The sequence below is a fragment of the Corallococcus aberystwythensis genome, assembly GCF_003612165.1.
GTDB classification, from domain to species: Bacteria; Myxococcota; Myxococcia; order Myxococcales; family Myxococcaceae; genus Corallococcus; species Corallococcus aberystwythensis.
Window position 1 is genome coordinate 1 of sequence record NZ_RAWK01000050.1, and the last position, 24,750, is coordinate 24,750.

At 71.4% G+C, this 24,750-nt stretch carries 23 protein-coding genes; 17 read left to right on the top strand and 6 right to left on the bottom strand.

The genetic code is table 11. From position 1 onward, the window contains the following. From D7W81_RS10475 to pcnB, 4 genes are all read left to right on the top strand, one after another. Positions 1–399, top strand: a 399-nt coding sequence (locus D7W81_RS10475) for an MFS transporter (protein WP_147445424.1), incomplete at its 5' end; no start/stop codon positions are given. A 10-nt stretch (positions 400–409) separates the two neighbouring features. Further along, positions 410–1,444: a phosphate acyltransferase PlsX gene (plsX, locus tag D7W81_RS10480; protein WP_120555235.1), complete on the top strand. Its 1,035-nt coding sequence runs from the start codon at positions 410–412 to the stop codon at positions 1,442–1,444. After that, a complete protein-coding gene (locus tag D7W81_RS10485; protein ID WP_120555206.1) occupies positions 1,441–2,487 on the top strand; it encodes a phosphatase domain-containing protein in 1,047 nt (348 codons plus the stop codon). The genes plsX and D7W81_RS10485 overlap by 4 nt, the downstream gene beginning before the upstream one ends. 381 nt (positions 2,488–2,868) lie before the next feature. After that, entirely contained in the window at positions 2,869–4,602 is a 1,734-nt protein-coding gene (gene pcnB, locus D7W81_RS10490) for a polynucleotide adenylyltransferase PcnB (RefSeq protein WP_120555207.1), read from the top strand. A gap of 67 nt (positions 4,603–4,669) precedes the next feature. Here pcnB and dinB read toward each other — a convergent pair whose 3' ends face one another. Then, positions 4,670–5,875, bottom strand: coding sequence for a DNA polymerase IV (gene dinB / locus D7W81_RS10495; RefSeq protein ID WP_120555208.1), 1,206 nt, complete (start codon positions 5,873–5,875; stop codon positions 4,670–4,672). A 41-nt stretch (positions 5,876–5,916) separates the two neighbouring features. On the opposite strand from dinB, the gene D7W81_RS10500 reads away from it, so the two are divergent. Continuing rightward, positions 5,917–6,330 carry a secondary thiamine-phosphate synthase enzyme YjbQ gene (locus D7W81_RS10500; RefSeq protein ID WP_120555209.1) on the top strand — a complete coding sequence of 138 codons (414 nt, stop codon included), beginning with the start codon at positions 5,917–5,919 and terminating at the stop codon, positions 6,328–6,330. On the opposite strand, the gene D7W81_RS10505 is transcribed toward D7W81_RS10500, so the two are convergent. Next, a complete protein-coding gene (locus D7W81_RS10505; RefSeq protein ID WP_120555210.1) occupies positions 6,327–7,268 on the bottom strand; it encodes an RluA family pseudouridine synthase in 942 nt (313 codons plus the stop codon). The two genes, D7W81_RS10500 and D7W81_RS10505, sit on opposite strands and share 4 nt — an antisense overlap. Continuing rightward, the gene (locus D7W81_RS10510) at positions 7,265–8,383 is read right to left on the bottom strand and encodes a serine/threonine-protein kinase (RefSeq protein WP_120555211.1); all 1,119 of its coding nucleotides are present in this window, start codon (positions 8,381–8,383) and stop codon (positions 7,265–7,267) included. Before D7W81_RS10510 ends, D7W81_RS10505 begins: the two co-directional genes overlap by 4 nt. A 128-nt stretch (positions 8,384–8,511) precedes the next feature. Between D7W81_RS10510 and D7W81_RS10515 the strand changes: the two genes are divergently transcribed. Continuing rightward, complete coding sequence (locus D7W81_RS10515; RefSeq protein ID WP_120555212.1) at positions 8,512–9,384, top strand: serine/threonine-protein kinase; 873 nt, start codon at positions 8,512–8,514, stop codon at positions 9,382–9,384. 67 nt (positions 9,385–9,451) lie between these two features. Continuing rightward, positions 9,452–11,329, top strand: coding sequence for a serine/threonine-protein kinase (locus D7W81_RS10520; protein ID WP_120555213.1), 1,878 nt, complete (start codon positions 9,452–9,454; stop codon positions 11,327–11,329). Between the two features lie 7 nt (positions 11,330–11,336). Here the strand turns inward: D7W81_RS10520 and D7W81_RS10525 are convergent, their stop codons facing one another. Continuing rightward, complete coding sequence (locus D7W81_RS10525) at positions 11,337–13,019, bottom strand: putative metal-binding motif-containing protein (RefSeq protein WP_147445425.1); 1,683 nt, start codon at positions 13,017–13,019, stop codon at positions 11,337–11,339. Next, on the bottom strand, positions 13,016–13,840 hold the full coding sequence (locus tag D7W81_RS10530; protein ID WP_120555215.1) for a tetratricopeptide repeat protein: 825 nt from the start codon (positions 13,838–13,840) through the stop codon (positions 13,016–13,018). Before D7W81_RS10530 ends, D7W81_RS10525 begins: the two co-directional genes overlap by 4 nt. A gap of 138 nt (positions 13,841–13,978) precedes the next feature. Between D7W81_RS10530 and uppS the strand changes: the two genes are divergently transcribed. From uppS to D7W81_RS10580, 10 genes are all read left to right on the top strand, one after another. Next, positions 13,979–14,776 carry a polyprenyl diphosphate synthase gene (uppS, locus tag D7W81_RS10535; protein ID WP_120555216.1) on the top strand — a complete coding sequence of 266 codons (798 nt, stop codon included), beginning with the start codon at positions 13,979–13,981 and terminating at the stop codon, positions 14,774–14,776. Next, on the top strand, positions 14,773–15,600 hold the full coding sequence (locus D7W81_RS10540) for a phosphatidate cytidylyltransferase (RefSeq protein WP_120555217.1): 828 nt from the start codon (positions 14,773–14,775) through the stop codon (positions 15,598–15,600). The genes uppS and D7W81_RS10540 overlap by 4 nt, the downstream gene beginning before the upstream one ends. 84 nt (positions 15,601–15,684) lie before the next feature. Next, positions 15,685–17,316 carry an RIP metalloprotease RseP gene (gene rseP / locus D7W81_RS10545; protein WP_120555218.1) on the top strand — a complete coding sequence of 544 codons (1,632 nt, stop codon included), beginning with the start codon at positions 15,685–15,687 and terminating at the stop codon, positions 17,314–17,316. A 10-nt stretch (positions 17,317–17,326) separates the two neighbouring features. Continuing rightward, a complete protein-coding gene (locus D7W81_RS10550) occupies positions 17,327–17,806 on the top strand; it encodes a septal ring lytic transglycosylase RlpA family protein (protein WP_120555236.1) in 480 nt (159 codons plus the stop codon). 22 nt (positions 17,807–17,828) lie between these two features. After that, entirely contained in the window at positions 17,829–18,572 is a 744-nt protein-coding gene (tsaB, locus tag D7W81_RS10555) for a tRNA (adenosine(37)-N6)-threonylcarbamoyltransferase complex dimerization subunit type 1 TsaB (RefSeq protein ID WP_120555219.1), read from the top strand. A gap of 67 nt (positions 18,573–18,639) precedes the next feature. Beyond that, positions 18,640–19,671: an aspartate-semialdehyde dehydrogenase gene (locus tag D7W81_RS10560; RefSeq protein WP_120555220.1), complete on the top strand. Its 1,032-nt coding sequence runs from the start codon at positions 18,640–18,642 to the stop codon at positions 19,669–19,671. A 126-nt stretch (positions 19,672–19,797) separates the two neighbouring features. Further along, the gene (locus D7W81_RS42965) at positions 19,798–20,832 is read left to right on the top strand and encodes an MXAN_2561 family MXYO-CTERM-anchored protein (protein ID WP_208721254.1); all 1,035 of its coding nucleotides are present in this window, start codon (positions 19,798–19,800) and stop codon (positions 20,830–20,832) included. Next, positions 20,829–21,548 (top strand): MXAN_2562 family outer membrane beta-barrel protein, encoded by a 720-nt coding sequence (locus D7W81_RS10570; RefSeq protein WP_120555221.1) that lies wholly within the window; start codon positions 20,829–20,831, stop codon positions 21,546–21,548. The genes D7W81_RS42965 and D7W81_RS10570 overlap by 4 nt, the downstream gene beginning before the upstream one ends. Before the next feature lie 11 nt (positions 21,549–21,559). Beyond that, on the top strand, positions 21,560–23,368 hold the full coding sequence (locus tag D7W81_RS10575) for a PKD domain-containing protein (RefSeq protein WP_120555222.1): 1,809 nt from the start codon (positions 21,560–21,562) through the stop codon (positions 23,366–23,368). Positions 23,369–23,393: 25 nt separating this feature from the next. Further along, positions 23,394–24,059 carry a molybdenum cofactor biosynthesis protein gene (locus D7W81_RS10580; protein WP_120555223.1) on the top strand — a complete coding sequence of 222 codons (666 nt, stop codon included), beginning with the start codon at positions 23,394–23,396 and terminating at the stop codon, positions 24,057–24,059. Here D7W81_RS10580 and D7W81_RS10585 read toward each other — a convergent pair whose 3' ends face one another. Next, on the bottom strand, positions 24,060–24,740 hold the full coding sequence (locus D7W81_RS10585; RefSeq protein ID WP_120555237.1) for a hypothetical protein: 681 nt from the start codon (positions 24,738–24,740) through the stop codon (positions 24,060–24,062). It abuts the gene before it with no gap. Positions 24,741–24,750 lie beyond the last annotated feature (10 nt).

Sequence of the window (24,750 nt, forward strand, 5' to 3'; positions counted from 1 at the left end):
GCGCGGACCCCACCGCCAACAGGCCCATCACCGGGAAGAGCCACCCGTACGACGGCGGCGGGGCTGGCGCTCCTGCCCGTGGCGCCGTCGTACGGGTGGCTCTTCCCGGTGATGGGCCTGTTGGCGGTGGGGTCCGCGCTGGTGACGCCGTGCCTGTCCGCGCTGGTGTCCCTGCACGCGCCGGCCGAGCGGCAGGGGGCGGTGCTGGGGGCTTACCAGGCGTCCGGTTCCCTGGGACGCATCATCGGCCCCGCGCTGGGCGGGCTGCTCTTCACCCGGCTGGGCCCGACGGCCCCCTACGGGACGGGGGCGGTACTGGTGGCGCTGGGTGGACTTTTGGCACTGTCGCTGGTGACACAGGTGCGATTGTCCGGAGCGGGCGCGGAGCAAAGCTCATAGGATGGGGACCATGGTGGGCAAGCCGCAGCACATCACCATCGCGTTCGACGTGATGGGGAGCGATCACGGTCCGCTGGAGGTGGTGCGAGGCGCCGCCCAGCTCTCGCTGGAGTCTCCGCACATCCACGCGCTGCTCGTGGGGGACCGGCCGGTCATCGACGAGGCCCTGGCGAGCATCAAGCACAACGGGGAGCGCATCTCCGTGCACCACGCGGGCGACTTCGTGGGCATGGACGAGAAGCCCGGCGAGGCGCTGGCGCGCAAGCCCGAGTCCTCCGTGGCGGTGGCCGCCCGGCTGGTGGCGGAGGGTGAAGCGCATGCGCTCGTCTCCGCGGGCAACACGGGCGCGGGCGTGCTGGCGTGCAAGCGCCACTTCCAGCTGATTCCCGGCGTGCGCCGCGCGGCCCTGGCCACGGTGTACCCCACGCGGGGCGTGCGCGGCGCGAAGCAGGACCCCTTCAGCCTCATCCTCGACGTGGGCGCCACGGTGGAGGCCACCGCGGAGGACCTGGTGGCGTTCGCCGTCATGGGCAGCGCCTACGCGCGCATCATCTCCCGCAACGAGCGGCCCAAGGTGGCGCTGCTGTCGAATGGTGTCGAGCCGCAGAAGGGCCCGCCCCGCGTGGTGGAGGCGCACCAGCGGCTGTCGCAGATGTCGGGGCTCAACTTCACGGGCAACGTGGAGGGCATCGACATTCCGCGCGGCACGGTGGACGTCATCGTCACGGACGGCTTCGTGGGCAACGTGTGCCTGAAGATGCTGGAGGGCGTGCACGACACGGTGATGGAGCTGGCCCAGTACGCCTACAAGGAGAGCCTGCGCTGGCGCGCGGGCCTGGCCATGCTGTCCTCCGGCATCGAGCGGCTCAAGGACATCACCGACTGGGAGCAGTACGGCGGCGCGCCCATCCTCGGGTTCGACCGCATCTTCATCAAGGCGCACGGCCGCTCCAAGGCGCGCGCCATCGCGAACGCGGGCAAGGTGGCCGCGAAGGCGGTGGCGAACGAGCTGGGCACCGCCATCCAGGAGGGCCTGGCGAAGTGAGCCTGCCGGACCGCATCGACCCGCGTCCTCCTCGCCGCATCTACCGGTGGGACCTGGACAAGACGTACCTCCAGACGGACTTCGAGTCGTTGCGCGACCTGTTCCGCACCGCCTTCCAGAAGGCCCATGAGAAGGTCGCCATCCCGGGCGCGTCCGCCCTCATCCGCGAGCTGGCGGAGCAGGGGGACTCGCGGCTGTGCATCGTGTCCGGCAGCCCCAAGCAGATGCGCGCGGTGCTGGAGGAGAAGCTCAAGCTGGACGGCATCCAGTGGGACGAGTTCGTCCTCAAGGACAACGTCAGCAACCTGCTGCGCGGGCGCTTCAGGGCCCTGCGCGGACAGGTGGGCTACAAGCTGCCCGTCATCCTGGAGAGCCGCATCCACGCGCCGGTGGAGGCCGAAGAGGTCCTCTTCGGCGACGACGCGGAAGCGGACGCGTTCATCTACTCGCTCTACGCGGACCTCATCGCGGGCCGGGTGGACGAGCGCGTGCTGGCCCAGGTACTGGAGGCGGGCGGGGTGTACCCGGACGACGCCGCGCGGGTGCACGAGGCGTGGAAGAAGATCCCCATCGCGGACCCGGTGCGGCGCATCTTCATCCACCTGGACCGGCTGACGCCGCCCGCGCACTTCACGGCCTACGGCCCGCGCGTGGTGCCCATCTTCAACTACTTCCAGGCGGCGCTGGTGCTGCTGGCGGACGGCCACCTCACGGCGCCGCAGGTGCTTAAAATCGCCGTGGAGATGGTGCAGACGGCGGGGCACAACATCATCACGCTGTCGAACTCGTTCCAGGACCTCTTGCGGCGCGGACTGCCGCTGCAGCAGGCGGCCATCGCGCTGTCCCAGGCGATGGAGGGGCCCAACGCGCTGCTCAAGGCGATGCGCCCCGTGCCGGACATCCTGGCCGCGTTCAGCAAGCGCCTGGCCGCGCTGGGCACGCAGCCGCCCCCACCCCGGGTGCAGGCGGTGGACTACGTGTCGCTCATCTCCCACGCGCTGCCCCGGACCCACAAGGGTCGCTCCACGAAGCCGCCTCCCTGAGGCCTGGCTCTCCCCCCAGGCTCGGGTGCCTGCCCGCCTGCCCCAGGGCCCCTCCAGCGGCCGGGGCACGCGGGTTCTGGCCCGGGCCCGGGTGTTATCCAGTGGAAGCGCCGCGCCCCCGGGCACCCGGCGCACGGAGGGCGGGCAGGGGGCCACGCCGAACCCCCGCCGTCCCTGAAGAATGTCCTTAAGCACGGCCCCCATGGGTGGGAGGATGCGTGCTAGACGGCTGCCCTACCGAGGCGAATGACGCGAGACCCGACCCATCCCCCGCCCCCTGGCGGAACGCTGCCAGCCGCGCCCGGAGACGACGCGCGCGGAGAGGCCTCCTTCGAGGCGGCAGCGGCCGAGGCATCCGGGTCCGCGCACGAGGTACTTTCCATGTCTTCCCCCCTGGACCTGACAGGCCCCGAGGAGCGCACCGAGCGCACCGAGGCCCAGGCGCCCGCGGACTCCGCCGAGCGCCCCAGCGAGCACGAAACCCCTACCCGGGCCTCCCAGGCCCCCGACGAGCCCTCCGATTCCGTGGACGCGGGTGAGGACGACGGGTTCGACGACGATGACGACATCGAGGACGCCAGTCCCGAGGTCAGCGACGAAATCCTGCGCGCCACCGAGGCCCTGAAGGCCGCGGAGGCGGAGGACGCCCAGGCCGCCGCCGAGGCCGGTGACGAAGCCGAGGAGCCCGAGGCCGTCATCCTGGAGCCGGAGCCCGAGCCCGCCGCGAACGAGCCGGAGCTGCAGGCGCCCACCACCACGCGCACGGGCGAGCCGGCGGAAATCGACCCGGACGAGATGGATCCGGACGCGCTCAAGGTCGTGCTGCGGCTGCACCAGCACGGGCACCAGGCGTACCTGGTGGGCGGCTGCGTGCGCGACCTGCTCCTGGGCAAGAAGCCCAAGGACTTCGACGTGGCCACCAGCGCCCACCCGGGCGAGGTGCGCGCCATCTTCCGCAACTGCCGGCTCATCGGAAGGCGCTTCCGGCTGGCGCACGTCTACTTCAAGGGCGGGAAGATCGTGGAGGTGTCCACCTTCCGCGCGAACCCGACGGAGCTGGAGCCGGCGGCCGCCGCCGCGGCGGCGGGTGCGCCGGGCTCGGAAGACGGGCAGGGCGGCGAGGACCTGCTGATTACGCACGACAACGTCTTCGGCACCGCGCAGCAGGACGCGCGCCGCCGCGACTTCACCATCAACGGCCTGTTCTACGACGCGGCCGAAGGCCGGGTCATCGACTACGTGCGCGGCCGGCGCGACCTGGATGAGCGCTTCATCCGGACGATTGGCGACCCGGAAATCCGCATGCGCGAGGACCCGGTGCGCATCCTGCGCGCGGTGCGCTTCGCGGCGAAGCTGGACCTGGACATCGAGTCGCGCACGTACGCGGCGATGGAGGGCGCGGTGGAGGACCTGCCGCGCTGCGCCCCCGCGCGCCTCCTGGAAGAGACGTTCCGGCTCATCCGAGGCGGCGTGTCCGCCCCGGCGCTGAAGCTGCTGGCGGCGCTGGACGCGCTGAAGATCCTCCTGCCGCCCGTGGACGAGTACCTGCGCGAGCACGGCAAGGAAGGGGAGAAGACCTTCTACGCCTTCGCGCAGGCGCTGGATAAGCGCGTGTCTTCGGGCGAGGTGCTGGACGACGCCATCCTGCTGGCGGCGCTGCTGGTGCCCATCAGCCGTGCACAGCCGCCGGTGGAGGAGTCGCAGGACGAGGGCCGCGCGTCGGTGTCGCGCGTCATCGAGGACCTGCTCGCGGGCTTCGTGGAGTCCGCGCGGCTGCCGCGCCGCATCGCCGAGCGCTGCCGCATGCTGCTCCTGATGCAGCGCACGCTGACCGGGGAGCGCCGCCGCAAGACGGGCGCCTTCCGCCGCCACCCGCTCTTCAACGAGGCGCTGGCCGTCTTCACGATGACGGTGGAGGCCACGGGCGAGGGACGCGAGGCGCTGGAGGCCTGGCATTCCGGAGAGGTGCCGCCGCCGCGCGCCGGAGCCAGCAGCGGTGGAGACGCGGAAGGCCCCCGCCGCAAGCGCCGCCGCCGCCGCCGCCGTCGTGGCAACGGGAGCGGAGAGGGCGGCGGTTCGGGCGCCTCCTCCGGTTCCGACGCGGGCGAGGGGTAGTTTCCCCCAGCGCCTCGTGGTGCAGCCAAAGGGCTGGAGCGCTCAGGTGCTCCGGCCCTTGTCGTATTCAGCGCTTCGGCTTGTCCACCGGCTTCTCGGAGCGCGGGTCGTCGTTGTCCGACGCCTCCGCCCCCGCGATGTCCGCCATGGTGATGGCCTTGCTGCCGAAGCGCGCCGCGATGCGGTCCATGGCCTCGTTCAGCTTCGACGACTTCGGCGCCGCCGCCGGGAACAGGCCCAGCTGCGCCTCGTCCTCGTCCAGCTGCACGCTCACGCCCGTGAGCCGGAACGCCTTGCCCTCGTGCGCGCGCTCCAGGAGCTCCAGCGCCGCGCGGTAGATGACCTGCCCGTCGTCCGTCGCTTCGCGCAGCGTGGTGCGCCGGGTGATGAGCGTGAAGTCCGCGAACTTCAGCTTGAGCTGCACCACGCGCCCCTTCAGCGCCGCGCGCCGCAGCCGCCGGGCCACCCGCAGGGCCTGCGCGTGCACGTGCGGCTTGAGCACCTCCAGGCCCGTCAGGTCCTCCTCGAAGGTGTCCTCCGCGCCCACGCTCTTGGCCGCCCGGTCCGGCACCACGTCCCGCGCGTCGATGCCGTGCGACAGCTCCCACAGGTGCTTCGCGCTCGCCGCGCCGAAGCGCTCCTCCAGCCACGCCACGTCCCGCGTCGCCACGTCACCAATCGTGGTGAGCCCGGCGCGCTTCATCGCCTCTTCCGTCTTGGGCCCCACGCCCCACAGCCGCGACACCGGCAGCCCCGCCAGGAAGGCCACCGTCTCCTCCGGGCGCACCTCTCGCTGGCCGTTGGGCTTCGCCAGGTCGGAGGCAATCTTCGCCACGAACTTCGCCGTGGCGATGCCCGCGGACGCCGGCAGGTTCAACTCGTGGGCAATCTCCTTGCGGATCCGCTTCGCGATGTCCGCCGCCGCGCCGAACAGCCCCACCGACGCGGTGACGTCCAGGAACGCCTCGTCCAGGGACAGGGGTTCAATCAGCGGCGTGTACCGCTCGAAGATGGCGAACACGTGCTCGCTGGCCTCCGCGTACGCGGAGAAGCGGGGCTTCACCACGATGGCGTGCGGCGCCTGTTTCATCGCGCGCGCCATGGGCATCGCGCTGCGCACGCCGAAGGGGCGCACCTCGTAGGACGCGGCCACCACCACGCCTCGCTGTGCATGCCCGCCAACGATGACGGGCTTGCCCCGGAGGGACGGGTTGTCGCGCTGCTCGACGGACGCATAGAAGGCGTCCATGTCCACGTGGAGGATGGCTCGCATGGCGTGAGTCACTCTAGTGGCCCCCTCTGACAGTGCGAGCCATGAAGACCCTCACCGAATACCTGTGGTTCGAGACGAAGGCCCGGCGCGAGCTGGTGCGCCTCACGGACACCGTGGCCGCCCTGGTGAAGAAGAGCGGCATCCAGGAGGGCATGGTGCTGGTGTCCGCCATGCACATCACCGCGGGCATCTTCGTCAACGACGACGAGCCCGGCCTTCATGAGGACATCTGGGACTGGCTCCAGCACCTGGCGCCCTCCGGCCCCGACTACCGTCACCACCGCACCGGCGAGGACAACGGAGACGCGCATCTGAAGTCCATGCTCGTCCACCATCAGGTGTTGATTCCCGTCACCGCCGGCAAGCTCGACCTGGGCCCCTGGCAGCAGTGCTTCTACGCGGAGTTCGACGGCCAGCGCCGCAAGCGCGTCATCGTCAAGGTGATGGGCGACTAGCCGGCCACGGGCCACGGCAGGCCGTGCCGCGAAAGCTCCGCCACCAGGTCCGGCGGCAGCGGGCTCTCCACCTTCACGGGCTCCTTCGTCACCGGGTGCGGCACGGTGAGCGAGTAGGCGTGCAGGAAGAACCGCCCCAGCTCCGGCGCCTCGCGGCCTCCGTAGAGCGCGTCCCCCACGATGGGGGCGCCCACGCCCGCCAGGTGCGCGCGCACCTGGTGCAGCACGCCGGTGAGGATCTTCACCTCCACCAGGCTGTAGTCCCCGGACCGGGCCAGCACCCGGAAGTGGGACAGCGCCTCGCGCGCGTCCTCGGCGCCGTAGGGGGCGGGCTCCACGCGGTCCGGGTGGCGTGGGTGGTGGCGCAGCGGCACCTCCACCTCGCCCTCGTCCGCCAGCGGGCCCGTCACCAGGGCGACGTAGCGCTTGTCCACGGCGCGGTTGCTGAAGGCTTCACGCACCGCGGTCCAGGCCTCGCGCGTGCGGGCCGCCGCGACCACTCCGGACGTCTCCACGTCCAGCCGGTGGCACAGGCCGCCCTCGCGCGGGTCCTGGGACGCCTGCGCGACCTCCGGGTAGCGGGCCACCAGGGCGTTGGCCACCGTGCCCGTCTCACCGGGTTGCAGCGGGTGCGACGGCCGGCCGGCGGGCTTGTCCACGAAGAGCAGGGCGGCGTCCTCGTGCAGGACGACGAGCGGGAAGTCCGTGTCGGGCACGGCCTCGCGCGGGGCCTCCTCCACCGTCACGGTGACCTTCTGGCCTTCCGTGACGGTGAGCCCCTTCTTCGCGGGGCGGCCATCCACGCGCACCTGGCCCTCCTCGAAGAGGCGCTTCATGCGCGCGCGGGACAGGCCCAGGGCCTCACCCACGAACAGGTCCACCCGCTGGCCCGCCTTGGCGGCGTCCACGGTGAGGGTGTGCGTCGTCGTCGTGCTCACTCGGAGAGGGCCTCGTACACTTCCTCGGCCGTCTGGAACCGGTCGTCCGGCTCCTTGCGGATGAGGCGATGGGCCACCCGCGCCAGCTGCGGGTCGCCATGCAGGTTGAGCGCGAGCAGCGGCGGCGGTTCCGTCTCCAGCACCTGGCGCCACAGCTCGTGCGGCGTTTTCGCGTCGAACGGCGGACGCCCGCTCAGCAGCTCGTACAGGATGACGCCCAGGCTGTACAGGTCCGAGCGCCCATCCAGTGGCTCTCCCAGGATCTGCTCCGGGGCCATGTACCGGTAGGTGCCCACGAGCTTGCCGTCCGCGGTGATGCCCGCGTCGTCCGCGAGGAACTTGGCCAGGCCGAAGTCCATCAGCCGCACCTGCCGGTCGTCGTCCACCATGATGTTGGACGGCTTCAGGTCGCGGTGCACCAGCCCGTGGCCGTGGATGTACGCCAGTGCCTCGCACACCTGGAGCATGGCGTCCTTCAGCTTGCCCATGCGCTCCGGGCGGTTGAGGTCCGCCACCTTCGGCGCCGCGGGGCGCGAGGGCTGCGGCGCCGCGCGAGGGGCGGCCCGGCGCGGGTCCACCACGAGCATCCCGTCCGAATCCGAGTCGTCGTCGCCAGCGCCGTGGAAGCTGGCCAGGTCCTCGCTGGGCGCTTCCTCCGCGAAGGCGTTGAGGTCGAAGGTGCCGTCGTCCTCGACGTCGTCGTCCTCTTCCTCGTCCGGGCTGTCGACGCTGCCGAAGTCGTCGTCCTCGGTGCGGCGGATGGCGAGCGGGCCGCGCGAGGCAGGCGTGGGCGTGTGCAGGTCGTTGAAGCTGACGTCCAGGTAGTGGCGCAGCGTGAGCCCTTCGATGAGTTCCATGGCCAGGTACGGCTGGCCCGCGTGGACGCCGGCCTCGAAGACCTTCACCACGTTGGGGTGGGACAGGTCCGCCAGCGTCTCGAATTCGCGCGCGAGTCTCCGGGCCGCGCGGTCGTCCAGCGACGGGCCGCCCGTCGACAGGAGCTTCAGCGCGACCTCGTCGTTGCTGCGGCGGTCCAGGGCCCGATAGACGGTTCCGGCTCCGCCGCTGCCGAGCGTCTCCAGTACGCGGTAGGGACCAATGGCCTTGGGAGGCATGGGAGCGCGGATCCTACGGAGCACGTCACGTCAGGGTCAAACACGCAGACAGCGCTCGAGAGTCAGCGGACGCCCGGCCCCTAGGGGTGTTTCACTTTTCCAGTGAGGCGTGTGAAGTCTCACGGACCATGCAAATCGGGAAGTATCGGCTCATCCGGAAGCTTGTCGAGGGCGAGGTGGTGGAGACCTTCCTGGCGGAGGCGGCGGACTCCGGGCGCGCGTGGGAGGTCCAGCGCGTCCTTCCTGCAATCCGGGTGAGGGAGGAGCTCGTGGAGGCGTCCCTGGCCGACGCCGAGCGCGCTTCGCGTCTGGACCACCCGAACGTGCAGCGGGTCGTCGACTTCGGACATGTGGACGGGACCCTGTTCCGGGTGATGGAGCCCGGGGGTGGGCCCACGCTGCGCCAGCTCATCCAGGTGTCCACGGAGCAGGGGGCGCCGCTGCCGCCAGGCGTGTGCGCGGCCATCGTGGGCTTCGCCGCCAGGGGGCTGGCGTACGTGCACACGTCGTTGGAGTGGGTGCACGGCGACGTGAAGCCTGGGACCGTCCGGGTGTCCCGGGAGGGCGTCGTGAAGGTGGTGGACTTCGGCATCGCGAAGCTGAGAGTGCACGACCTCCGCACGCGGCTGACGCCGGTGGACGCCCTGGCGTACCGGCCGCCGGAGCAGTTCCAGGGGCAGGCCCCGGACGTGAGCGGTGACGTGTACGGGTTGGGGATGGTGCTCTACGAATTGCTCACGGGCTTGCGTCCCTTCGCCGCGACGGACCTCGTGGGCACCCTTGAGGCCATCCGTTCCGCTTCCTACGTGCCCGCGGTGGCGAGGAGGCCGGACCTGCCGGAGGCGATGCAGCGCATCCTGGAGCGGGCGCTCGCGAAGGACCCGGCGGAACGCTACCCGGATTGCCAATCGCTTCAGGCGGACCTGGAGCGCTTCACCCTGTCCCTGGGCGAACCGGTAGGCCTGGACGCGCTGGCCCGGTGGGTGGCACGGGTGGCGTGAGCGGGTGGACGCCCACGGTGGGGCGGGGATTTCCCTTTCCCGCGAACCATGGGAAAGCTCTGGGTCCATGCAATTGGGGAAGTACCAGCTGGTGCGGAAGATCGCCTCGGGGGGCATGGCGGAGGTGTTCCTCGCGAAGGCGGCGGGACCCCGGGGATTCGAGAAGACGCTGGTGCTCAAGCGCATCCTCCCGCACCTGGCGGAGGACGAGGCGTTCGTGGAGATGTTCCTGGGCGAGGCGCAGCTGGCCGCCCGGCTGGACCACCCGAACGTGGTGCAGATCTTCGACTTCGGCGAGGTGGACGGCAGCTACTTCCTGGCGATGGAGTTCATCGACGGGCCCACGCTGCGCCGGCTCATCAAGCGCTCCATGGAGCTCAAGCAGCCGTTGCCCCTGGGCGTGTGCGCGAAGATGGTGGCCGCCGCGGCGGAGGGCCTGGCGTTCGCGCACGAGCTGGCGGACCCGGAGACGGGGGCGCCGCTGGGGCTGGTGCACCGGGACATCTCTCCGGAGAACGTCCTGGTATCGAGGCAGGGCGCGGTGAAGGTGGTGGACTTCGGCATCGCGAAGGTGGCGGGGCAGGGGCACCGCACGGCGACCGGGGTGGTGAAGGGGAAGGTCGCGTACATGCCGCCGGAGCAGCTCCAGGCGAAAGGCATGGATGGGCGCGTGGACGTGTACGCGCTGGGAATCGTGCTCTACGAACTGCTCACCGGGAAGCGTCCGTTCGAGGCGACGACGGACGTGAGCATGATGCAGGCCATCCTCTTCGAACCGTTCGTGCCCGCGGTGCAGCGCAGGCCGGACCTGCCGGAGGCGATGCAGCGGATTTTGGAGAAGGCGCTCGCGAAGGACCGGGAGCAGCGCTACCCGGACTGCCGCGCGTTCCAGTCGGATCTGGAGCGCTTCGTGCTGTCACTGGGCGAACCGGTGGGCGCGTACCAGATTGCCCGGCTGGTGGCGCAGGTGATGGAAGGGGTGGAGGCGACGCCCATGGCGCCCACGCCCGCGAAGGGGCGGGAGACGGCGGAGTTGGTCAGGGCGGACAAGGGGACTCCCGCGAAGGAGCAGGGCAGGGGGCCGGTGACGACGCCCATGCCCGGCCGTGTGGTGGGCACGGCGTGGGAGCCGGTGTCCTCACGAGTGTCGATGGAGGCGCCCGCGGCGACGACATCGGGGAACGACGTGCCCTCGAGCCGGTTCGACGCGGCGACGGATCCCGCGACGCCGTCGGCGGGCAGCCTGTTGCCGGAGTCCCGGTCCGAGCGGTCCACCTGGTTCAAACCGGTGGATGTTTCGGAGTCCGGCAAGCCTGTCACGACACCGCGTGCCGGCCGGAGGATGGCGGCTGGTGCGGTGGCATTCGTGAGCCTGGCGGGGCTCGTGGGGGGACTGGCGCTCCTGGGCCGGGGTGAGAAGGTCCCTATTGCTCCGAGTGCGCCCACGCCGATGGTCCAGAACGACGCCGGACCCGGGAAGTCCCCGGAACGGGTGGTGGCGATACCGGTCGAGTCCGTCTCGGTGGACAGTGGCACGTCGGTCGTCGTGGCCCAGGTGACGCCCGATTCGGGGACCTCCGAGGAGACGCGCGATGCGGGGCAGGTGACGCAGGTGGTGGATCCTCCCGTGCCGCCGCCTCCACGCCCCTCGGTTGTCGTGAAGCCCGTGACGGCCAGCACGGGAACGTCGACGACCCGCCGCACGTCCCCCTCGGGTCGTCGAGAGTTGCCCAAGGGCAAGGTGGAGTTCCGCGTCCGTCCGTTCGGCACGGTGTACCTGGACGGCAAGAACCTGGGGCAGACGCCCTTCGCCGCCGTGGAGGCGACGGAGGGCTCGCATCAGGTGCGCGTCGTGAACAAGGACCTGGGCAAGGACGTCACGCGCGCCTTCGATGTGAAGGCGGGCCAGGACAACGTCTTCAAGCTCAACCTCGCGGCGGAGTGACGGCGCTTCAAAGTCCGAAGTGGAAGAGCGCGCCCTCGTCGCCCACGGCCCAGATGTCGGTGGGGGAGGTTCCGTCCATGGACCGCAGGGCCCGGCCGTTCGTTCCGACGAAATCCTGACGCCAGGCGGTCCCGCCGTCGGGCTGCAACCCATAGAAGTGGATCCGCCCCTGCTGGGACACCGAGTAGACGGCATTGCGTGAGAAGGAGATCACGCTGGTGAGGTCGTCCAGCGGCCCCGTCCCCGAAGGAGGGGCGGGCAGCGGATGCCAGCCGTTCGAATCCCGCTCCAGGGCCAGCCCGTTGTCCCCCACGGCGTGGGCCCGCTGGGCATCGAGGACGTGGACGTCGCGCAGGAAGCCTTGCCCCTGGAGCGCGCCCAGGCGCTCGGAGTGCCAGCCGCCCTGGGCCGGATCGTAGCGGAAGGCTCGCGGCACCCAGCCCGCGCCGCCATCCAATGCCTCCGCGCCCACGGCGACGAGCGTGTCCTCCGTGCCGTGGCTGTCGATGGCTTGCAGGTTCGCGGGCACCAGCGCCATCAACTCAGGCTCCGTGCTGAACGAGGGCCAGCGGTAGATTGCGCCCCGGCTCGTGACGCCATAGGCGATGGCGGGCCCTCCATCCCGGTTCGCCACGCCCGTGACGCCGGTGAAGCCGGGATGCTTCACGCTCGCGCTCGAGGCCAGGTAGCAGGGCTGTCCCGGCCGGCGCGCCATCATCCCGTAGTCGCGGTCCACCGAGAGGAGCTGTCCCGTGACGTCGGCCCACGCGGCTGGGAAGCCGAAGGCACCCCCGGTGCATTGGCCAAGCACGGGGACCACGGCTCCCCCGTCCAGGGTGAACATGTCCGGGTTCGAACCGCTGAGGAACCAGGCACCGCCCGAAGCGTACGCGGCCACGGCGGACAGGTCCTCGGTCCCGACACCCCCGACGCTGTTCCACGCGAGGCGACTGCAACCCGGACCGTTGTCCGCCAGGCCGTCACAGTCATTGTCCAGCCGGTCGCAGACTTCGGACAGGCCGTTCGCCACGTCGCGCGAGCTTTCGTCGCAGTCCTCGGAGGTCGTGACCGCGCCGGGGACGGGCGCGGTGCAGTGCACGCCCACGTCACGGCCCGCCTTGCCATCCAGGTCCTCGTCCACGAACCAGCGGAAGCCCTCGTGGCGCGCGGCATCCAAGTCGTTACAGTCCGTGCCTCGGGTCCCCACGTCGACATAGCCATCCCCGTCCCGGTCCAGGGCGCTGAACTCGACCTTCCGAAGCGGGAGCGTTCCCTTCTCGGCCGCGATGCCGCTGACGTGATCGGACACGTTGATCTCGTCACATGCGCGCTCGAAGGCCGTCGCGCTCAGGACCAGGTCCTCCCCCTGGGCCTCCGACAGGGTGATGCCCAGCCGGTTCGTCCAGTCCTGTCCCGAACCCGCGACGTCCTCGATGAGCAGGGAGCCCAGCGTCTGGTTCGCCGCATCGCGGACCGATACCCGGACACAGCCGGGACGGAAGCCCCCCGCCGTCAGCTCCACGGTCAGGCCCCGGTCGCAGGTGGCGCCGCCCTCCAGCCGGAGGCTCCGGTCGTGATCTCCAGGTCCGCCTTCGGCGCAGTAGCGCTCCACCAGGACCGACTCGGTATCAGGCACGGTGCAGCCCACGGCCATGCAGGCCGACAGCGCCGCCCACCTCCACGTCTTCACGGGGACTCCGTCGACGTGGTGGACCCGCCGCCCAGGAAGTACGTCACGACCGCGCCCGTGGCCGCCGCGACCGCCGTGCTGAAGAGGACGTTCGCCACGACCGCCTGGCCCCGCGCGTCGTCCAGGTGCCCGCTCACGTCCGCGGACAGGTCCGCTTCGCGCGCGGAGCTCACGTTGCCGCGCGACTGAAGCCCGAACACAGAACCCACGCCGCCCGCCACCACGCCCGTTCCCAGTAGCACCCAGGACACCGTCGGCACACGGCGCATCCCGCGCTCACGGGCATCCGCCTTCAGGTCCACGCCCGGAGCCGGCGCTGCGGCGACCGTGGGCGGGCTCAACGGGGCCGGCGTCTCCACCACCGGAGGCCGCACCGGCGCATCCGCCGGCTTCTCCGCCGCCGCGCGCTCCTTCCGCACCGCGCTCCGCACCGACTCGAAATCCCCCTCCACCTTCGGTGACACCTTCGCCGGCAGCTTCGCCTCCGGCGCCAGCACCAGACCCGCCCGGAACGAAGCCAGCGCCTCGTCGCGCCGTCCCATGTCCGCCAGGATGACGCCCTCGTAGATTGCGGCCTTGCTGCGCTCCTCATCGGAACGGGCCAGCCGCCGCGCCCGGGTCACCGCCGCCAGCGCCTGCTCGGACTCCAGGTCCTCATAGAGCCGGGCCGCCTCCGCCATCGCCGCGTCGAAGTACGTGCCCGTAGGCCGGGAGGCCGTCGTCCCCGCCGCCTGCCCGAAGGCCGGACCCACCCCGAACACGCAGAACCCGAGCAGCCCACCGAGCAACCGGAAGGAGGGCAGGGCACGATGAGTTTTCATGGAAGCCCACTTTAACCGGGCTCCTGTCCCCTCATGAACCGTTCACCCCCTTCAGACGACCGCCCACCCGTGGAGGGGGACCGAGGGGCCACGCGCCCGTGGACGCGACGCGGCGCCGCCGCTAGGGTGCGCGGCTCCATGGATCGCCCTCTTACCGTGTTGCCCACCTCCCTCGAGGTCCAGGTCAAGGCCCGGCCGCTCCCGCGCCACGTGGGCATCATCATGGACGGCAACGGTCGCTGGGCAGAGCTCCGCGGCCAGCCCCGCCTGGAAGGCCACCGCGAGGGCAGCGTCAGCGTCCGGGAAGTCACCCGCTGCGCCCGACGCATCGGCGTGCAGGCCCTCACGCTCTACGCCTTCTCCTCCCAGAACTGGGCCCGCCCGGCCGAAGAGGTCGCCGGGCTGATGGACCTGCTGCGCGAGTACCTGGAGTCCGAGCGCGCGGAGATCCTGGACAACGGCATCCGCCTCAACGCCATTGGCGAGGTGGACAAGCTGCCCCGCTACGTCCGCGAGCCCCTGGAGCGCCTCCGGGCCGACTCCGCCCACAACACGGGCATGGTGCTCACGCTGGCGCTGTCCTACGGAGGCCGCGAGGAGCTGCTTCGCGCCGCTCGCGACCTGGCCCAGGCCGCCGCCCGCGGCGAGCTGGACCCCGCGCACCTGGACGCCGAGGACCTGGAGTCCCGGCTGTGGACCGCCGGACTGCCGCCGGTGGACCTCATCGTCCGCACCAGCGGCGAGCAGCGCATCTCCAACTTCCTGCTCTGGCAACTGGCGTACGCCGAGCTGTGCTTCACCGACGCCCTGTGGCCTGACTTCCGCACCGAGGAGTTCCTGCGCTGCCTGTCTCAGTACCAGGGCCGCGAGAGGCGCTTCGGTCTGACGTCCGCCCAGGTCAACCGGGACGACACCCCCCAGCGGGCCAAGGCGTGAACGAGAAGAACAAGAACCTCCTCATCCGGGTCGTCACGGGCCTCACCCTCCTGCCGCTGGTGCTCCTGCTGCTGTTCCTGGGCGGGTACTACAGCGCCATCCTCCTGGGTGCCGCCGCGGCCGTGTGCGCCGGGGAGTACTACCTCATCACCCAGAAGCGCCTGGGCGCCGCCGCCTGGGTGGGCATGGCCTTCGCCTTCGTGATGCCGCTGCTCCCCCTGCGGGACGCCGCGCGCACGGGCGAGGCGGCCTTCTGGCTCACGTCCGTCTTCTTCTTCTTCGCGTGGATCTACAACCTGTTCCGGGGCGCGCTCGCGGAGGCCCCCACCCGGGCCGCGCACCTCGTCACGGGCTTCCTCTACGGCTCCATCGGCCTCACCGCGCTGTCCGCGCTGCGCCTCTTGCCGGAAGGGCACGCGTGGGTCATCTGCGCGCTGACCATCACCTGGGCCAACGACACGCTGGCGTACTTCGCGGGGCGCTTCCTCGGGAAGCACAAGCTCTACCCCGCGGTGAGCCCGAACAAGACGTGGGAGGGCTTCTTCGGCGGCATGGTCGGCTCCGTGCTGGGCATGTTCGTCGCCAAGCTCGGCTTCTTCCCCTTCCTCACCGTGTGGGACTGTGTGGTGCTGGGCATCGCCGGTGGCCTGTTGGGCCCCGTGGGTGACCTGTGCGAGTCCATGCTCAAGCGCGCCTACGGCGTGAAGGACTCCGGAAAGCTCATTCCCGGACACGGCGGCGTGCTGGATCGCATCGACGCGCTCATCTTCAACGCGCCGCTGGTGTTCGTCTATGTGCAGTTCGTGAGGCACCTGCTGCCGTAAGTGCCTGATTTCGCGCCTGCCCGCCCGCCTTGCGGCGTGCGTTGTGCGTTGTCCGTCCCGGGGGGCGCGATTACTCTTCCGCCCATGCTCCAGAACCTCGGGTTCTTCATCCTCCTGCTGGGCGTGCTCGTCACTGTGCATGAGCTTGGCCACTTCCTCGTGGCCAAGGCCTGTGGGGTGAAGGTCCTCAAGTTCTCCATCGGGTTCGGCCCCAAGATAATCGGCTTCACCAAGGGCGAGACGGAGTACCAGGTGGCGCTCCTGCCCCTGGGCGGCTTCGTGAAGATGGCCGGGGACCTGCCTCACGAGGAGCTCCCCCCGGAAGAGGCCGCGCGCGGCTTCCTGGCGCAGCCGCCCTGGAAGCGCGGGCTCATCGTCCTCGCGGGCCCGGCCTTCAACCTGCTGTTCCCCATCTTCGTCTACTTCTTCGTCTTCCTGGGCCCCCAGGAGACGCTGTCCACGCGCGTGGGCATGGTGTCGCCGGACATGGCCGCCGCCGCCGCGGGCATCCGCCCCGGAGACCGCATCCTGTCCGTGGAGGGCGAGCCGGTCCGCACCTTCGACGACATGCGCGAAGCGTTCGTCGGCAAGTTCAACCGCCCCGTCCCCATCACCCTGGAGCGCGACGGGCAGCAGCGCGTGGTGGAGGTGACGCCGGAGAAGAGCTCGGAGGTGTCCCCGGTGGACACCGTCGAGCGCGGGATGATTGGCGTGAGCCCCTACCCGCAGCCGCCGGTGGTGGGCGTGCCGGCGACGTCGCCTTCGGCCACCGCGGGCCTGAAGAGCTTTGACCGCGTGCTGTCCGTCAACGGCGTGCACGTGCAGGACGAGGCCGCCCTCTACCGGGAAGTGGCCAAGGTGCCGGAAGGCACTCCCATGAAGCTGAGCGTGGCGCGCCTGGCCCCCGTGGCCGTGGGCGGCGTCACCGGCCGGCTGCCGGAAGTGGTGGAGGTGTCCCTGCCGCGTCAGCCTGGCGAGGGCGCGGCGGCGCTGGGCGCGGAGGCCGCGGACCTCTACGTGGCGAGCGTGGCCGCCGGCAGCGTGGCGGAAGGGGCCGGCATCGTGCCGGGTGACCGCATCGTGGCCATCAACGGCACGCCGCTGAAGTCCTTCAACAAGCTGGCGACGGTGCTCAACGGCCTGCAGGCCCAGCCCTTCACGCTGACGTGGCGTGGAGCCCAGGGCGAGCGCACGCAGCAGCTGGCGCAGGCGCCGCTCAAGACGCGCGACGACTACGGCCAGACCACCGCCCCGCTGGTGTTCGGCGTGCGCCCGTGGAGCTTCAGCAGCGCGGACCTGCCGCCGGTGGAGAAGGTGACCATCGACCTGGGCCCGGCGCAGGCGTTCAAGGAAGCCGCGCTCATCGTCCCGAAGATTGTCGGGCAGATGGTGCAGGTGCTGGGCGGGCTGTTCGTGGGCAAGGTGTCGCCCAGCACGATTGGCGGCCCCATCATGATGTACCAGCTGGCCGCGAAGAGCGCCGAGCAGGGCCTGGACAGCTTCCTCAACCTGATGGCGATCATCTCCATCAACCTGGGCGTGATGAACCTCTTGCCCATCCCGGTGCTGGACGGCTTCCACCTGCTGTCCGCGGCGTGGGAGGGCATCCGCCGCCGCCCCATCCCCGTGCGCGTGCGCGAGGTGGCGAACATGGTGGGCCTGGCGCTGCTCATCCTGCTGATGCTCCTGGCCGTGACCAACGACGTGACCCGCTAACGAGGTGATGATGCACGGACGGACCGCGCTCCTGCTGCTGGGGATGGGATTGTTTGCTGGCTGCGCGTCTCGCGCGGCGAAGCCCCAGCCGCCGGAGACCTCTTCTGGGGGTGACGAGCCGAAGGTGACGCGCCGGGAGAAGATGCCGCGCAACTACCTGGGAGAGGGCATCGCGTCCTTCTACGGCCCCGGCCTCCACGGACGGCCCACCGCCAGCGGGGAGAAGTTCAACCAGAACGCCCTCACCGCCGCGCACCGCACGGAGCGCTTCGGCTCCTGCTTGAAGGTGATGAACATGGAGAACGGCCGCCAGGTGGAGGTGCGCGTCAACGACCGCGGCCCCTTCGTGGACGGCCGCATCATCGACGTGTCGAAGGCCGCGGCGAAGCAGCTGGGCATGCTGGACAAGGGCCTGGCGCGCGTGCGGCTGTTCCGGTGCGGCGACCGCGTGTCGCAGGTGCCGGTGGAGTTCTGGGCCGCTCCGGCCTGAGTGAAGTGAACCGAAAGAAGGGATGTCGCCTGTGTTGCTCGCGCTGGACACCTCCACGCTGACGCTGTCGCTCGCCCTGGTGGAACGCCAGGGGGAGGACGTGCGCGCGGTGGAGCACGTGGTGGTGCCACCGCCGGACAAGCAGAGCGAGGCGCTGCCCGGCGTCGTCGGGGACCTGCTCCAGCGTCACGGCCTGAAGCTCAAGGACCTGGAGGGGCTGGCGGTGGGCCTGGGCCCGGGGTCCTTCACCGGCCTGCGCATCGGCCTGGCCACGGTGAAGGCGCTGGCGTACGCCACGGGGCTCAAGGTGGCCGGCGCGTCCTCGCTGGCGGCGGTGGCGCTGGAGGGGCCGGAGGGCGTGCCGCTGTTCTGCCTCGCTGTCGCGCGCAAGGACGACCTGTACCTGGGCGCCTACCGCCGCGTGGGCCACACCGTGGAGGCGCTGGCGCCGGAGACGGCCATGTCTCCGGAGGAGGTGGCGCAGCGCATGGCCGCCGAACCGGAGGCCGTGGCGCTGGGCCCGGCGCTCGCGGACTACCGGCAGGCGCTGGAGAAGCACGGCGTCGCGCCGCACCGGCTCTTGTCCGGTCCGGCCTTCCCGTCCGCGGTGGAAGTCGGGCGGCTGGCCAGACTGCCGGAGGCGTACTCCCAGCAGGCGCTGTTCGCCCTGGAGCCGCACTACGTCCGCGCGTCCGAACCGGAGCGCAATCCGAAGTTCCCGCCGCTGCCGGGCCCCGTGCCCACGGCGCGGCTGAAGGAAGACTGAAGCCGAAGCCTCGAGCACGCTTCGTCGTGCTCGCGCGGGCGGAGGCGGTGACGTAAAGGAGCCCGTCATGAGAGAGAACCTTCGGATTGCCGTGGTGGGCGCCACGGGCGTGGTGGGCCGCGAGGTGCTGGCCAACCTGTACGCGCGCGATGTGCCGATGGAGCAGGTGCGGGCCTTCGGCTCGGAGCGCTCCAAGGGCCTGGAGGTGGAGTACGGCGAGGACACGCTGGAGGTGGAGCAGGCCTCGGCGGACGCCTTCCGGGGCATCCACGTCGTGCTGCTGGCCACGCCCGCGGAGGCCTCCCGCACGCTGGCCCCGGCCGCGCAGGCCGCGGGTGCGTGGGTGGTGGACGCAAGCTCCGCCTTCCGGAGCGACGGCAACGTGCCGCTCATCCTCCCGGGCTTCAACACGGAGGCCCTGGGGCCGGGCTTCAGCTTCAAGGGCCGCGTGGTGAGCCTGCCCGGCATCGTCACCAGCGCCACCGTGCACCTGGTGGAGCCGCTGCGCCGTGCGTTCGGCGTGGTGCGCGCGCAGGTGACGGCGCTGATGGGAGCCTCCAGCGGGGGCGTGCGCGGCATCTCCGAACTGGAGAAGCAGACCGCGGACCTGCTGTCCGGCCGCGAGCCGGAGCCGCAGGTCTTCCCGCACCGCGTGGGCTTCAACCTGGTGCCCCAGGTGGGCGGCTTCATGGTGAACAGCCCGTGGACGGAAGAGGAGGGCGGCTGGACGCTGGAGGCCGCGCGCCTGTTCTCCGCCCTGGGCGAGACGCCCGTCCTGGCCGGCACCGCCGTGCAGGTGCCCACCTTCCACGGCCATGGCCTCACGGTGAACGTGCAGCTGAAGAAGCCGGGCCCGGTGGAGCAGGTGCGGGCCGCCCTGAAGACGTCCCCGTCCCTCAAGGTGCTGGATGCCCCCGGCGAGCGCATCTACCCCATGCCCATGCTGGTGATGAGCGACCCGGCCGTCCACGTGGGCCGGGTGCGCGCCTTCCCCCAGGCCCCGGAGTGGGTGACGCTCTTCGCGTCGGTGGACAACGCCGGCCGGGCCGCCGCCCACCTGGTGGACGCGGGCCTCAAGCTGGCGGAACGCCCCGCCTGACAATTTGGCAAAGCCCCCGGGGGCCCCTTGCCTGTTTGGCGCGCGAACCCGGGGTTTTCCTTGGGAAACAGGCCGTCCGGACGGGGGTTGTGGGTGGCCCCGCCCTTGCTAGCCTCCCGCACATCCATGCGCCTCCCCTTCATTGGAGTCCTGCTCTTCGCGTCCACGGCCGTGGCCCAGACGGGGCCCACGGTGACGTTCGCGACCGCGGCCACCGGCTCGACGAACCTGACGGTCACCGTGCCCAAGAGTGAGTGCGACAACGCGCGCCGCTTCACCTGGCAGCGCGGTGGCGGCGCCATCTGCGGCGGCTCGCTCTTCATCTACGCGACCACGGGCACCTGCGGCTCGGAGCCCGCCGCCACCGACCTGCGGCTGGAGACCTTCACCAACTCCAGCACGACGACCAGCGGCACGGTGAACTTCAGCGTGGCGCAGCTGCTGGCCGCGCGGAACACCGGCACGGATGGGGGCACCGGGACCACGTGCGATACCCAGACGGGGGAGATCTCCTTCAACCTGTGCGCGTCCGCACGGCAGGTGGGCGGCCTCTATGGCACTGAATGCCAGACGGCCTACGCCAACGTCGGCACGCCGGCCTTCGTGCTGAAGTACGACCCGCAGCCGCCAGCGAAGCCCAGCATCGCCACCGTCATCGTCCGGGACTCGGCGCTGTCGGTGCAGGTGGATGGCGCGGAGGCGGACTCCACCGTCGCGGTGGAGGCGGCGGCGGTGGCCCTGGCGGATGGGGGCACGGGGACGGAGGATGCCGGCACGGACGTGGATGCGGGCACGGACCTGGATGCCGGCACGGACGACGGCGGGCTGGGGCTGGTGGGGGCGCTGGCGGTGGAGGGCACCGTGGGGCCCGTAACGCGCGTCACCAAGGCGGCCGGCGAAGGCAACGTCGTCGTCACCGGCCTCACGAATGGCGTGACGTACCGGCTCCAGGCGACCATCATCGACGCCGCGGGCAACGAGAGCGCGCAATCCGCCGCGGTGGAGGCGACGCCCGTGAAGAGCAATGGTTTGTTCGATGCCTATAAAGAAGCCCAAGGCCAGGAGCGCGGCGGGTGTGCCGCGGCCGGTGGCGGCATCGCGGGTGGCGCGGTGTTGGCCGCGCTGGGCATCTGGCTGTCGTCTCGGAGGAAGGTGTCATGAGCAGCAGGGCTGTGGGCCTGGGAGTCGCGGCGCTTCTCTTGGCGGTACCGGCGGTGGCGCAGGAGGTGACCATCCCCACGCGCTCTCCGCGCACCGGCGCGGTCATCTTCCGTGGGGGCGGCTACAAGCCGCGCATCGACACCGAGAAGGCCCTCAACGGCGCGACGCCGTACAAGGACACCTTCGGTGACGCATCGCTCCTGCTCGTCGAGCTGGAGATCCAGCGCTTCTTCTACCAGGGCATCGGCACGGCGGGCCTGGGCCTGTCCGCGGGTTATGGGGAGAAGTACGCCGACGCGAAGCTCGAGGACGGCTCGGCGGCGGCGGACAAGGCGGCGCTGAAGGTGCTGCCCATCCAGCTCAACGGCTTCTACAAGTTCGACTACGCCGCCTTCCGCTGGGGCATCCCGCTGGTGCCGTACGCCAAGCTGGGGCTCGTCTACTCCCCCTGGTGGATGACCAAGGGCAGCGAGACGGAAATCGTGGAGGGCAGCAAGGCCAGCGGTGGCAAGTGGGGCTGGGCGGGCACCGCCGGCGTGTCGTTCCTCCTGGACGTGCTGGAGCCGCGCTTCGCGCGCGACTTCGACTCCGACCTGGGCGTGAACCACTCGTACCTCTTCGCCGAGTACACCCATGCGGATGTGAACAACTTCGGCGGCAAGGGCCTGGTCCTGAGCAGCCGCCGCTGGATGTTCGGTCTGGCGTTGGACTACTAACCGAAAGGCCCATGGCCTCCCGTCCCCGCGCGCTCCCATCCCCGCTTCGGCTGTTCCTCCTGCTGGCCGCGGTGGGGCTGGGACTTTCCGGCTGCCGGGGCCTGAGGCCGGACCTGGGGCCGGAGCGCACGCTGGAGGCGGGGGTGCCGGAGACCTTCGGCTCCACCGCCCCGAAGGCGCCCACCCTCACCTGGGACTTCGGGGACGGCACACCGCCGCGCACGGCCCCGGGCGCAAGCCACGCCTGGGACAGCGCCGGCCGCTACACGGTGCGGGCGCTGGACGGGGACAAGGAGCTGGCCCGGGTGGTCCTCACCGTGGTGCCGCGCCCGGTGCTCCGCGCGGTGCCCCAGGACGCGCAGACGGTGCTGTGGGTGCCCCGCCTTCGCGGCAACGTGGAGGGGCTGGTGGACTTCTACGAGCGGCTGGTGGGCCGGGGCAACGCGCGCCAGACGCTGGGGGAGACGCCGCTCGTGCCGCTGCTCCTGCGCAGCCTGGCGGGAGGCCCATCGGAGGTGGACCCCGAGGAGGGCTTCGGCTTCTTCCTCCTGCCGGACTTCGACGGCGTGGTGGCGCTCTTGGGCGTGACGGACTCGCGGGCGGCGCTCGCGGCCGTGGCGCGCGAGCTGCGCGACGCCGGCCACCAGGTGCTGCCCCGCGAGGACGGCAGCGCGCGCGTGGATCCGGTGGACGGTGGCCGGTCCATGCTGCTGTTCGCGGACCGGGGCTACGTGTACCTCGCGGTGCCGGACTCGCCGGACGCCCCGGAGTCCGGGGAGACGGTGAAGGCGCTGGCGGTGGACGAGTCCCCGGACGTGGAGCGGGTGCGCCGCCGGGTGGAGACGCTGACCGGCCCGGGCCTCTCCGAGAACGCGCTCTTGGGCGAGTTGCGCGGCAAGGTGCGCGACGGCAGCGTGTTCCTCTTCTCCGCGCCGCCGGTGCCGGAGGCGGAGAAGGAGGACATGCCGGTGCGTGGCTTCTTCGGCGCGCTCGCGGTGCAGGCGGATCAGGCGGAGCTGGATGGCTTCCTGTCGTCGTCCCGGCCGCTGCTGGGCGGCACGCGGGGCCCGGCCTCCCAGCTGCTGGGGCGCGCGGCGGTGGGCCCGGTGGCGGCGGCGCAGCTGTCGGTGCCCCCGGAGGAGCTGGCGCGGCTGGTGTTCGGCTCGCCGGAGTCGCCCCGGCGGCAGCGGACGCTGGAGCGCTGGCGCAAGCAGGGGCTGGACGCGGAGCCGCTCTTGAAGGCGCTGCGCGGCGACGTGGCCATGCTCGTCTACTTCGACGCGGCGGCCTTCTTCCGGGCCTTCATCCGGGACCGGCGCCCCGCGCCCAAGGGCACGGTGGTGATGGAGGCGGGCCTCACGGCCGTGCAGCCCGTGCTCCAGCTCATCCAGAAGCAGCTGCAGGACAACGCGCTCGTCTTCCAGAAGGAGGCGCAGGGCAACACCACGCGCTTCCGCACGCGGCTCATGGAGCAGCCGGTGTCGCTCACGCTCACCCCGGAGCGCGCCACGCTGGAGGCGGGCGAGGTGCTCACCGGCCGCGAGACGGGCGACGTGGGCACGACGCTGCGCACGCGCTTCGGCGCGGAGGCGTTCGGCCCGGGCCACCTGTCGCTGATGGTGGACATGGGGCGGCTGCGGGCGGACCTCGCCGGCGTGCGCTCGGTGCCGGGCCTCGGGACGGGGGAGCTCATGGCGAGCCAGGTCCTCGTGACGGCGCTGCTGGAGCGGCTCACCCCGTTCGAGTACGGGTTCCTCGACTTCTCCCCCGTGGACGGCGGCGGGCGGCTCCAGGGCCGCGTCGTGCTGCGCGAACGCTAGGGACTCGCCAGGAGGCTTCAAGGCCATGTCCGTCACGGTGCTGTACTTCGCCGCGGCCCGCGAGCGCGCGGGCCTGTCGCGCGAATCGCTGGAGGTGCCCCCGGGGGCGCGTGTCTCGGACGTGCTCGCGCTGCTGGCCGCGAAGCACCCGCCGCTGGCGCCGCTGCTGCCGCACCTGCGCGTGGCGGTGCAGCAGCAGTTCGTGGGGCTGGACACGCCGGTGTCGCAGGACGCGGAGCTGGCGCTGATTCCGCCCGTGGCCGGCGGGGCGCCTCGGGGCCTCTTCTGCGTGGTGGCCCGGCCGCTCCAGCTCTCGGAGGTCGTGGACGCGGTGGCCTCCGAAGGGGCGGGCGGGCTGGTGACGTTCTCCGGCGCCGTGCGCGACCAGACGAAGGGCCGGCGCGTGCTGCGGCTGGAGTACGAGGCCTACGCGCCCATGGCGGAGGCGAAGCTCGCGGAGATTGGCGACGAGGTGGCCCGGACATGGCCGGGCACGCGGCTGGCCATCATGCACCGCGTGGGGACGCTCGTGCCGGGGGAGCTGGCCGTCGTCATCGCCGCGGCCTCCGCGCACCGCAAGGAGGCCTTCCGGGGCTGCGAGTACGCCATCGAGCGGCTCAAGCAGGACGTGCCCATCTGGAAGAAGGAGTTCTTCGAGGACGGCGAGGTCTGGGTGGGGCTGGGGCCCTGACTAGCGCACGCCAAAGCTCGCGGGGACGTTGACGCGCGCGCCGCCGTCCTGCTTCTGCGCGGCGCGCTCCGCCTCCGTCAGCGGCTTGAGCGGCTGGTCCAACCCCATCTCCTTGCGCCGCGCCTCCTCCTTCTCGTGGGCGACCTGCAGCGCTCTCGCGTTGTTCGCGGCGAGGCGCGCCGGGTCCGGCCCCATGGTGAGGAAGGCGACGGGCGCGCTCAGGAAGAGGATGGCCACGGTGATGAGCCAGGCCACGTCGCGCACGCGGAAGCGGCCCGCGCGCTCCTTCACCACCGACGGCTGCACCAGCAGCCGCAGCTCGCCCTCCATCAGGCGCAGCGTCATGCCCTCCCGCAGCTCCACCGCCGCGCGGCCGGGCGTGCCCGTCAGCTCCTCCGGGCCCACCGGCTGGAAGCTGTCGCCCTTGAGGCTCTTCTCCACGCGCGCCGACGGCGGCACGTGGATGCGCCAGCCCTTCGGCGTGCGCTCGGCCAGGAGGAAGGGCTCCTCCGGCAGCGTGAAGCCGTAGAGGGGCAGGGGGGCCGTCTCGTCGGGCGCGGCGTGCACCTGGGCCAGCTCAGGGCCGTAGCTCCAGGCCTCCGCCAGGGAGGTGCCCCAATACAGCTCGCAGAAGAGTCCACCGTCCGCCACGGGGGCGGAGGGCGCGGAAGGCGTGGCCATGTGGGGCCGG